General features: G+C 56.0%; 7 protein-coding genes. 2 read left to right on the top strand and 5 right to left on the bottom strand.

Annotation, left to right across the window (positions count from 1 at the left end; all coding sequences use genetic code 11):
* Positions 1-33: 33 nt before the first annotated feature.
* From GFU70_RS28245 to GFU70_RS28225, 5 genes are all read right to left on the bottom strand, one after another.
* Positions 34-1,134: a polyamine ABC transporter substrate-binding protein gene (locus GFU70_RS28245; RefSeq protein WP_058544339.1), complete on the bottom strand. Its 1,101-nt coding sequence runs from the start codon at positions 1,132-1,134 to the stop codon at positions 34-36.
* Between the two features lie 11 nt (positions 1,135-1,145).
* Positions 1,146-2,177 (bottom strand): histone deacetylase family protein, encoded by a 1,032-nt coding sequence (locus tag GFU70_RS28240; RefSeq protein WP_153389115.1) that lies wholly within the window; start codon positions 2,175-2,177, stop codon positions 1,146-1,148.
* Positions 2,178-2,587: 410 nt separating this feature from the next.
* On the bottom strand, positions 2,588-2,947 hold the full coding sequence (locus tag GFU70_RS28235) for a DUF6124 family protein (protein ID WP_153389114.1): 360 nt from the start codon (positions 2,945-2,947) through the stop codon (positions 2,588-2,590).
* A 659-nt stretch (positions 2,948-3,606) separates the two neighbouring features.
* Positions 3,607-4,170, bottom strand: a complete 564-nt coding sequence (locus tag GFU70_RS28230; protein WP_193034268.1) for a hypothetical protein — start codon at positions 4,168-4,170, stop codon at positions 3,607-3,609.
* A 180-nt stretch (positions 4,171-4,350) separates the two neighbouring features.
* Complete coding sequence (locus GFU70_RS28225) at positions 4,351-8,163, bottom strand: SIR2 family protein (protein WP_153389113.1); 3,813 nt, start codon at positions 8,161-8,163, stop codon at positions 4,351-4,353.
* 475 nt (positions 8,164-8,638) lie between these two features.
* On the opposite strand from GFU70_RS28225, the gene GFU70_RS28220 reads away from it, so the two are divergent.
* Together GFU70_RS28220 and GFU70_RS28215 are read left to right on the top strand one after the other, a co-directional pair.
* The gene (locus GFU70_RS28220) at positions 8,639-8,992 is read left to right on the top strand and encodes a CPCC family cysteine-rich protein (RefSeq protein WP_153389112.1); all 354 of its coding nucleotides are present in this window, start codon (positions 8,639-8,641) and stop codon (positions 8,990-8,992) included.
* A 422-nt stretch (positions 8,993-9,414) separates the two neighbouring features.
* Positions 9,415-10,035: a hypothetical protein gene (locus tag GFU70_RS28215; protein WP_153389111.1), complete on the top strand. Its 621-nt coding sequence runs from the start codon at positions 9,415-9,417 to the stop codon at positions 10,033-10,035.
* Positions 10,036-10,144: the final 109 nt, after the last annotated feature.

Here is a 10,144-nt window from a genome sequence, read left to right as displayed (position 1 = left end):
TGCTCCCACAATGGCCTTTTCCCCCAACAGCCTTTACTGGCCGGATTTGATCCGGGTCCAGGCCCGCGTGCGCGCGCGCTCGGCATCCCTGGGCAAGGGTTGCAGGGTGTAGAGCGTGGTCATGGCCGCGGCGGTCGGGTACAGGTTGGGGTTGCCGCGGATCGCCGGGTCGACCATCTCGGTCGCGTCCTTGTTCGGGTTCGGATAGCCGACAAAATCGCTGACCGGCGCAATCACCTGGGGTTGCAGCAAGTAGTTGATGAAGGTGTAGGCGTCGTCCGGGTTTTTCGCGCCTTTGGGGATGGCGAGCATGTCGAACCAGATCGGCGCGCCTTCCTTGGGCAGGCGCATGTCCACCGTCACACCGTTCTTGGCTTCCTTGGCCCGGTTGGCCGCCTGGGAGAAGCTGCCGGAGTAGCCCACCGCCACGCAGATATCACCGTTGGCGATGTCGGCCATGTACTTGGACGAGTGGAAATAGGTGATGTACGGGCGCACCTTCATCATCAGCGCTTGGGCCTTGGCGTAGTCCGCCGGCTTCTTGCTGTTGGGGTCCAGGCCCAGGTGCTGCAAGGCCAGGGGCAGGATCTCCGACGGCGAATCGAGCAGCGCCACGCCGCACTGCTTGAGCTTGCTGATGTTCTCTTCCTTGAAGATCAGGTCCCAACTGTCCACCGGTGCATTGTCGCCCAGGGCGGCCTTGATCTTGTCCGGGTTGAAGCCGATCAGGATGGTGCCGTACATGTAGGGCACGGCGAACTTGTTGCCCGGGTCGTTGGCTTCGATCAGTTTCATCAGCTTGGGATCGAGGTGGTTCCAGTTCGGCAGCTTGCTGCGGTCCAGGGGCTGGAACACGCCGGCTTCGATCTGCTTGGCCAGGAACACGTTGGACGGCACCACCACGTCATAGCCGGAGTTGCCGGTCAGCAGCTTGGCCTCCAGAGCCTCGTTGGTGTCGAAGATGTCATAGACCAGCTTGACCTGGCTGTTCTGCGCCTTGAAATCGTCCAGGGCCTTGGGCGTGATGTAGTCGAACCAGTTGTAGACGCGCAAGGTGCGCTCCTCGGCCTGGACCGCGCCGCAAAGCAGCGCGGCGCACATGGCTGGAGCCATTAAACGCTTGAGTCTGTTCATGCTGTTATTCCTCATGGGGCGCTTTGGAAACCTTCAAGAACGTTCACGGCATTGATGCCGATTTCTGCCACCGCGTAGCCGCCTTCCATCACGAACAGCGTCGGCTTGCCGAGCGCCGCGATGCGCTTGCCCATCGCCAGGTAATCCGGGCTGTCGAGCTTGAATTGCGAGATGGGGTCGTCCTTGAACGTGTCCACACCCAGGGACACGACGATGACATCGGCGTCGTAACCCCGGATTTGCCCGCACGCCTGCTCCAGCGCCGCGCTCCAGGTGTCCCAGCCTGAGCCTGCTGGCAAAGGGTAGTTGAAGTTGAAGCCCTCACCGGCGCCCTCGCCATGCTCATCGGCATAGCCCAGGAAAAACGGAAATTCCGCCTCCGGATGGCCGTGGATCGACGCGAACAACACGTCGCTGCGTTCATAGAAAATCGATTGGGTGCCGTTGCCGTGGTGGTAATCCACATCCAGGATCGCGACCTTCTCATGGCCTTGGTCGAGAAAGGCCTGGGCGGCGATGGCAGCGTTGTTGAGGTAGCAATAACCGCCCATCAAATCGCTGGCGGCGTGGTGTCCCGGTGGGCGGCACAAGGCAAAGGCACTGCGCGCACCGCGCTGGATGTCCGCTTGGGCGGTGAGGGCCACTTGCGCGGCGCTGTAGGCCGCCTGCCAAGTACCAGCGGTAATCGGCGCGCCGGCGTCGAAACTGTAATAACCCAATTGGCCGTGCAGGCTGGTGGGAATGATCGTGCGAAAGGTCCGCGCCGGCCAGGTGTAGGGCAACAAATCACCGTCGCGGTGGTACTTGGCCCAACGGTCCCAGGCGCCTTTGAAAAACTCCAGGTACGCCGCACTGTGGATACGCTGGATCGGCCCCAGGCCAAAATCCTGCGGCGCCTCCACCGACCCCAGCGCCCGCGCCTTGACCCGCTCCAACACATGATCGGCCCGGGACGGCATCTCGAAGCAGGGCATCAGTTGCCCGTCCATCAACTCGCAGCGCCCGTGGTGCAGGTGGTGATCGTCTGAGTAGATCGTCAGCATTTTTGTTCTCCGCTAAGGCTGATCGGTGTGAACACAGTCTTGCGGCACGCAGCGTTTCAGAGAACGGCAGGAGAGGCCAAAAGGGGATCGAAATGGCCAATAAGTTTGACCGTAAATCGCCCCTTGTTGGCGCGGGCGTGCGCGGGGGTGGGGCAGAAAGTGCCTGTGGGAGCGAGCCTGCTCGCGAGGCGGCGGAACGTTACACCTGGGCCCAAGATGTACGCGATCCGTGGCGAGGGAGCTTGCTCCCGCCCGGTCCTGTAGGAGCTGGCGAAGCCTGCGATCTTTTGATCTTTCGTTTCAGACCCAAAATGCCTGGGGAAAGATCGCAGCCTCGCTTCGCTCGACAGCTCCTACAGTTCCACCCAGCGGGAGCAAGCTCCCTCGCCACGGGGTTGGTGGTGTAGCGGCTAGCGCGGATCGACGTTATCCAGCACACGGCTGGCCAGCATTGAACTCAGTTCGATCAATTGCTGGATGCCAAGGGCGATATGGCGGCGGGGGCCTTCCAGGTCGAAGGCCAGGTTGCTGATCATCGCGTCGGCGGATGCCAGGTTTTCGCTGAGGTTGGCGAGCAGGCATTCGTTGTCGGCGTTTTTTTTCACGGTGAAGAGCTGGTCTGGTTTGGACGTATCTTCGGATTTTTCCGGTTTCGGTAGCAGGTAGTAATCCAAGGCGCGCTTTTCTGCGTCGTCTTGTTTCTTCGTCTTGGGTTGAGCGGACGCAGAGGTGCGATCTGCTTCGGGGGGATTCGGTGTAGGCTTGAACATGTGCTGATACTCCATGGTTAAGCCGCAACCTCTTCCCTACTAAAAGAAGGGTGGCGGCTGTACGCAGGTTAGTAGACCGGGGAGATCAGCATTGCCGGCGCGCCGAAGCGCCCTGCGCACAGCCACCATCAAGGACAGGTTAGGAACCTGCTTGGATGGAGAGCTCATGCATCCTACTGACACTACCTCGGGCTACTAAACCCGACCACTGATGGGCAGTGGCAGGGAAACGATAGAACCCGGAGGCAAGGCGCACAAGCGGGCGGATTCTGGCGTAGTTGTAGGCAATGGCGCAAGGATGTGTAGCTGGGTGGAAGCTTTGCGGAGGGAGAATAAACAAGGCTCCAAATTGTCCCGGAATTCGTGGCCAGAGATTGCTCCCGCTCGGTTCTGTAGGAGCTGGCGAAGCCTGCGATCTTTTGATCTTTCGCTTGAGACTCAACATGCCAGGGGGAAAGATCGCAGCCTCGCTTCGCTCGACAGCTCCTACAGTGCCGCCCAGCGGGAGCAAGCGCCCTCGCCACAGGTTGAGCTTCGTTGACCCTCCTGAGGTGATCACAGAATGAGCGCCCACAACCAACCCCAGTGTGAGCGAGCCTGCTCGCGAAGGCGGCAGCACGGTACATCCTGACCTGAAGGCGTGAAGAACGCCGCGTCGATCAGATGATGGAATCAAGATCCAGCGTATAGGGTTTACCGATCGCATACCCGTGAGCACCACGGATCAATTCACTGTCGTCATCCATGGCCGGCGCCATCGCCAGTTGCTCGGCCACTCGGTTTTCCGGGTGTGCCTGCCAGCGGGCCAGGTTGTGTGCCAGTTGTTCGGGTTGTTCCGCCAAGCTTCCGTAGACGTCTTTTTCGCTGACTGACGCGTTGCGCAGCGTGGCCAGGCGCGCGCGCGTGTTGTGCATCTTGTCGACCTCACGGATCAGCGCAATGTTGACGGATCTTTCGCTACGTCCATTGGGCGCGCCCCGTCCCGCCAGGTAGCGCTCTTCATCGCGCAACTGTTGGGTAATCCGTGCCAGTGCATTGTCGATCCATTCATATTCGCGTTTTGTCGCCAGCGTGCTTCCCTCGATTTGCGCTTCCTGCCAGCGCCGTAAAGTCGCCCAGCAAGCGGGAATGTAGCTGGGGACCATGAAGTGATCACCGGTCTGGATGAGTTGGGCCAGCAATGCCGGGCGGTTCGGCAAGCCATATTTATGCTCGAGGGCCACCTCGCAGGCGGCGTGTTGGGTGATGGTGTCGACCAGATGAAGTCACCCGGTTGGATAAACAATCTGACCGCTAACGGCCAGAAGCGGACGATCCACCAGAGCTAGTGCAGTCAAAAACAGTCGTCTGGTACCCGGGAAGTCCGAGGATAGCAGCTGACTTTTCGACTGAAAGACCAAGGTTTAGCTTCGCTCAACAAGATCGACAAGGCGTAAATAACGTGAGTCCGATTTCAGGTCAGGCTGGGTTTCCGCGATCAGAGTGAGCACCTTCGGCAACTCGTATGGAGGGCGTGTGAGAATCTGGGGTGTAACTCTATTCATCAAATCCAGTGTTGTTTCAGGGAATAGAACGGTAATCGGCTTTTCATCGTTTAACTCTCGAGTGAACCGGTAGAACGGGTGATCATTTGTCTCCACCGCCACCAAGAATTTCTTCACCGCTTCATAGACTGCGGGGAAACTATCGCCGGTGTCATCAAGCATGCCTATCCAGGCTCTCATCGATGCTGAGGTCCTGTATCGGCGTTCTCTCGGCCATTCCTTGTTGATTAAAGGGATGACGTGTTTGGCCCAACCGTCCTCGTTTTTTTGTCCAACCTGGCCTAGCCAGAAGATGAACCGGTTCCGAGTGTCATCAGACATTGCTCGAAGGACCGAACGCATTTCGCCTTGTGAAAGGCCGCCAGGCTCATTCGGATGAAATACGCACATGTAGCCTAGCCATTCGGCGGCTCCTCTTGAGAGGTCACGATCCCATGAAAATCCTTCGACCCACGGGAATACTTGAAGCAGGAGCGGTTTGATAACCTCTCGCAACGGCCGTTGAGGCACTTGGCCGCTATAAAGAAATCCGTTCCATGCTGGTTCCGAAGCTGGATGTTCGAACGCCAATATGGGAACAAGTCGTTCCCCGGTCCAGACGGGATCTACGAACATGAGCCAGTTCAGCATCCTGCTCGCTATTGATACGGCATGATCTGAGCCCTCGCCAGGTACAGCTAAGAGGCGTTCGACACGAGACTTGATGTGATCTGGAAGTAGTGAGCCGGCGACCTCCTGCCTCTCTCTGGGCACTGCGCGGAAAAGGGCCTCAGTACACATACCGACGGGGCCGTTGATCGCATGGCCATATGTGCGTGAGGACCGTTCGATAACTTTTCCACCTTGGCGGGTTTCACCAAGACCACTCTTCGCTGCATCTGCTCCACCGCTCAGGATGCCTTCGACGATATTATCGTAGACCGCCCAACCGAGGTCGGCATCAAACTCAAGGATTGCCACCAGGTGCTGTTGGAGCCATCGGCCCAACGTGTGGTTCAGTTGGGCGATAACTGCATGCGGAAGCCGTGCTACTCGGTTCAGGAATACCCGTCTCAGCCTGGCTGTGGTGTCTTCAGGAAGCTCATTGATCATGGAGGACCAGAAAGCTTCTGGGTAATCGCCAGCTTTACCTGCAATCGTCAGAGCAGACAACGCCTTTCGCGGATTGACCTTCACCAAACCAGTAAAGGGTCGCTTCTCGGTGAAACTACCAAAGTCACGCTTCAGCTCTTCCTTTGCCCTGGAGACCACCTCGTTTACGGGAAGATCCAAGACTGCATCTGGTTTCTCGTCCGTACCGACCCAGCCGGTATGAGAGCCGTGCTCGATGACAGTCGAAGTCGCCCAAGCGTCGCTCCAATCAAGAATACCTCCGATCATCTCGGCAAGCCGTTCGCTGCGAGCGGTTGTAAGTTCACAACCTTGTAGTTCGAGATATCGAGCGTATCTTGCGGCGAACTCATCCCGCAGGTCATGGAACTCTTCGTCAGACCAGTGAGTACGCTGGTCGGGGCCCGTCAAGATACGGTCTATAAGTTGATTCCGACTCACCTGAGAGAACTCTTTCCACCGGTCAACCAGTAGGAAAAGAAGCTCTCGGGCCACATTAATGTCCCAGAATGCCTCTTGATCTAAGAACAAAACTTGCTCGGCAACCGAGTCGGCCCCGAAGAGGTTTACTTTACTGTACGCATAGAGTTTGAGTTTTCGGAAGAAGTAACGCTCCGTCGGGGGCCAAGTCATCGCATGCGCTATCGCAAGTGCCGGCCATTTAGCAATCATCTGATCGAAAAGTTCAACAAACCAAGCCATCGCCTCCGCGGCTTTCGTAATGTACATTTTTCCCTCGACTTCTCGTCCCGGATAGCAAGTCGGTGTACGGAAGTAGATGGTCTCGATATCCCCCAATAGTCCTGAGGCGACAGTAAGCTGATCCTGCAGGATGCCAAATACCTGTGGTAGTACTTCGTCGGGTATGTCTAAATCTTCGTTGTGCTTATCCAGGAACATGACTTCGTACTGACCGAGGTCGCCGAGATGAATGTCCCCCCAGGATGTTGACGGTGGCTTACACTGCGCCAGGCCAATCGGTCGCTTGATCTCCAAACGAGGAGTCGTAACCTTCCGGAATTCTCTTAGGGAACTAGCCGTCCATCCCTCTGCATTGATCCGTTTCTTCAAGTCAAACCATTCGCCATTCCACTGACGATTACGAGGGTCTCGATTATGTTCGAGGATGAGGCTCCAGATATGACGAGCTCGTTCGTTGAGAGCCTTTGAATGCTCCACTTGCAACTCGAACTGTTGCAGAAGTCGTGGATGCAGACCGTTCTGACGAATGGTCCACCAGGCCAGCACAGGGCTGTCGATGGCTTTGCTCACCCAGTTGATAAGGTGGCCAAGCCTTACCGGCGTTGCCTCAAAACCTTCTGCTTGGCGCCCACCGAGCCGATGAAGCGTATGTGGATTGTCGTCTTCCTCCCGCCAAACCAATAGATTGTCGTTGCTTACACCCTGCTTGCGGTCTTCATCAGAGATATCGCTCAGATCGTCATCAAGTCCATAAGCGACCAGAGGGTCAAAGGTCTCTGCATCAACGTCGTAGTCACGGACTGGTTCAGCCGATCGCACATACGCATCCATCACACATACCCATTCAGGATGCGGAGTTGGATTAGCTTCCGAGAATAATCTAGCGCCCTGAGCCGTGCGAAGGACATGAGCAACTTGGCCGCGCACATGAGGGGAGAGGACTTTCGGATCCTGCTGGGATTGAGCGATTACGGATGCACGCCATCTGCGCGGATCATCGGCTCGCTCTGCCCAAGCTTCCATGCTCGTCCACAAGTCCGAGTGATCGGAATAGGCTATCGCTGTAACGCCTCTGTCACGCCATTTGGCTTCGATGTCCTCTGGGAGCCCACGGTCAAAGGCATAGAGTCGAGATCGATCATACTGACCGTCATGATTAAGGCCCTGTAGAAGATATTTGACAGGCGGGTCTTCTGCCTGATAGCCGACTAAAACGACGGTATGCCGTTCGAGGAGGTGTCTGATGAAGTTGGTAGCCCATCCTTCTGAGAGGTATGCACGTCCGAAGTCTGCGCTGCTAAGCACATAGGGATGAGTTTCAGAGGCTGCCTCCACCAGTCTCCCGTGAAGATACGTGATCCCCTCTATCTTCGATCCGAAGTTCAGATCTGGAAACGCAGGCGGCACATGCCAGACCAGATGCCCTCCCTCATTCCCGACCTCAAACAATCGGTCGAAGTTCGTCGTTACAATCTGTGGCACGCCGCTCTGACTTGAAGAAATTCGCTTAATCAGATCGTGTTCACGTCCAACATCTTTGATTTTTAGAGGGGCGCTTAGTCGCTCCGTGACCAAAGCATTAACTTCATCCTTGCCGTATTCAAGGTGGAGGAGGTTAAAGATTTGGTCGAGTGGGACATTCGCAGCAGACTGATCGTTCAGCCATGGCCGAAACGCGGCCATAATTTCTGAATCGGCTGGCGGGTCAAAAAACTCAATGACGTGACGAGTAAGACCGACGAAAGTAGGCATACCAGATGGTAACGAAACTCCGGCACCGCACAGAAATACCACGCGGCCAGAATCACAGCGCTCCAGGAGGATATCTGGTATCGAAGGACCATCGGGATGGAATCTCATACGATCAACTCATCGATGCTGTTTAAGGTTGTCATACCGGAGTGACGTGCTTTCGACGGTAGGAATACTGATACCGAGTCGCCCAGTATAGGCGTGCATCGACAGTGACTGCGTCTATATCAATCCCATGTAGCTAATGTTCATAGCTAATACCTGATCCTGAAGGATAAGGGCAAGAGACCGCTTTTGGCCGATTCTGTTGAAAAAGTCGGCCATGGTTTGGGCATCAGAAAAGTACGCGTCCGAGATTGAAATCTTTACTTTTGGCAGGGGCTTCCGGACTCGGATTTCACGTAGCAGCGTGCAAAAAAGGCGTTTTCACCAGTCAATGATCAGGCAGTTTGGGCAGACCGACTTTTTCAACAGAATCGGCCGGTTGCGGCCTGTCATTAAGGGCAGCCACCGACCCATTGCAACCGTTCAGCATGTGGCTAAAATCGACCAAGAATAGACTGCCACCCATAAGTGAAAACTGATGTTTACCTGCCCATGCTGCGGATATGCAGTCTTCGAGGAACACCCAGGGTCATACGACATTTGCCCAATTTGCTTCTGGGAGGATGACGTGTTCCAACTCTATTACCCTCACCAGGTGGATGGACCGAATAGATGTAGCTTGATCGAGGCGCAGGTCAATTTCGTCCAATTCGGTGCCTGCGAGCGAACCATGTTGAAGAATGTGCGAATGGTTCGCGATAGCGATATGCGGGATGGTGAGTGGTTCCCACTCTGGACTCGCCGAGTCGCCATTCCAGATCCCGACTCCGACAACCAGCATCCTCAACACATGAAGTCGAAGTTCGACCTCTACTATTGGCTGCGAACCTAGCAGCGCAAATTGGCGTACTAAGTCCAAATTCGTCGGAAGCAGTCTATTCCAAACGGCTGCTTTTGGCCGATTCTGTTGAAAAAGTCGGCCATGGTTTGGGCATCAGAAAAGTACGCGTCCGAGATTGAAATCTTTACTTTCGGCAGGGGCTTCCGGACTCGGATTTCACGTAGCAGCGTGCAAAAAAGGCGTTTTCACCAGTCAATGATCAGGCAGTTTGGGCAGACCGACTTTTTCAACAGAATCGGCCGAAAGCAGCTGTTGGTAAACGGTTGCTAACGGCCCAGGGTAAGCGTCCAGTCAAGTCATCTACCGATCCAGCTATCAGCACGAGGATGACTGCTTGCCGCCCATGTCGTAAGGTTCGCTACCAAAATCGCCACAGCCCTCCAGTGGTGGTAATACAGCAAGGAGAGCGAACAATGAACACCTTCAAATCATCAGTTCAAAACGTTGCTGCGGCCATAGGCCTCATCGCAGTAGTAACAGTCGGTGGATGCGTGATGATCCCTTACGACACGCCGGAATCAAAAGCCCAAATCCAGCGCGATCTGAAAATTGCACCATCGGATATTCAAGCCGTGTCGGAAACGAACTGGTGCTTGTTCCCATATGGAAGCGAAGGCAGCTGCAGAGTCACTCAAGGCCTGGGAGTGTTGACCAGCAAAGGCCTGATCCTCAGCCTCTACAACAACCACACCTACACTGAAACCGCACGCATCCTCCCAGAACAAGTGCAGTGCGTGAAGACAGTTGGTGGTCGCACTGGAGTCGAACCGTTCGTTGTATTCACCAAAGACCGAGCGATCATGCTCGCCGTCATTACGCCGGGTGGGCAAATGAATGTGCCTGTGAAAGTCAGTTTCTTTGATTATCTGACGAAGCCAGGGCAGCACGTCTTCACTGGGACGGATGGCGGATATGTGCGCAAGTCGGGTCGACAGCAAACCGTAGGCGGAATGGTGTCAGGCACTGCCGTCCCGTGGCATACAACACTCGACGTAACCGAGGTTTTTAACCCTTGCCCGCAGGTTACAGATTAACGAGGAGTGGTGCGTTCCCTCGCAAGCGGTGCGCGTATGCCGAAGCCCGTAGGTGTGAAGGATGAATGCCCGAAGGGCCGAGACGCCCCGGCGGCTCGGCTCGCGACAG

Origin of the sequence: Pseudomonas brassicacearum (genome assembly GCF_009601685.2) — a bacterium.
Lineage (GTDB): Bacteria > Pseudomonadota > Gammaproteobacteria > Pseudomonadales > Pseudomonadaceae > Aquipseudomonas > Aquipseudomonas kilonensis_B.
The sequence above is the reverse complement of the archived record's forward strand: the minus strand, read 5'-3'. Positions and strand labels throughout refer to the sequence as shown.

What these genes read in the sequence shown, in the direction of transcription:
- GFU70_RS28225 (WP_153389113.1), bottom strand. Translation starts at nt 8,163, where the DNA reads ATGAGATTCCATCCCGATGGTCCTTCGATACCAGATATCCTCCTGGAG.
- GFU70_RS28215 (WP_153389111.1), top strand. Translation starts at nt 9,415, where the DNA reads ATGAACACCTTCAAATCATCAGTTCAAAACGTTGCTGCGGCCATAGGC.
- GFU70_RS28240 (WP_153389115.1), bottom strand. Translation starts at nt 2,177, where the DNA reads ATGCTGACGATCTACTCAGACGATCACCACCTGCACCACGGGCGCTGC.
- GFU70_RS28220 (WP_153389112.1), top strand. Translation starts at nt 8,639, where the DNA reads ATGTTTACCTGCCCATGCTGCGGATATGCAGTCTTCGAGGAACACCCA.
- GFU70_RS28245 (WP_058544339.1), bottom strand. Translation starts at nt 1,134, where the DNA reads ATGAACAGACTCAAGCGTTTAATGGCTCCAGCCATGTGCGCCGCGCTG.
- GFU70_RS28235 (WP_153389114.1), bottom strand. Translation starts at nt 2,947, where the DNA reads ATGTTCAAGCCTACACCGAATCCCCCCGAAGCAGATCGCACCTCTGCG.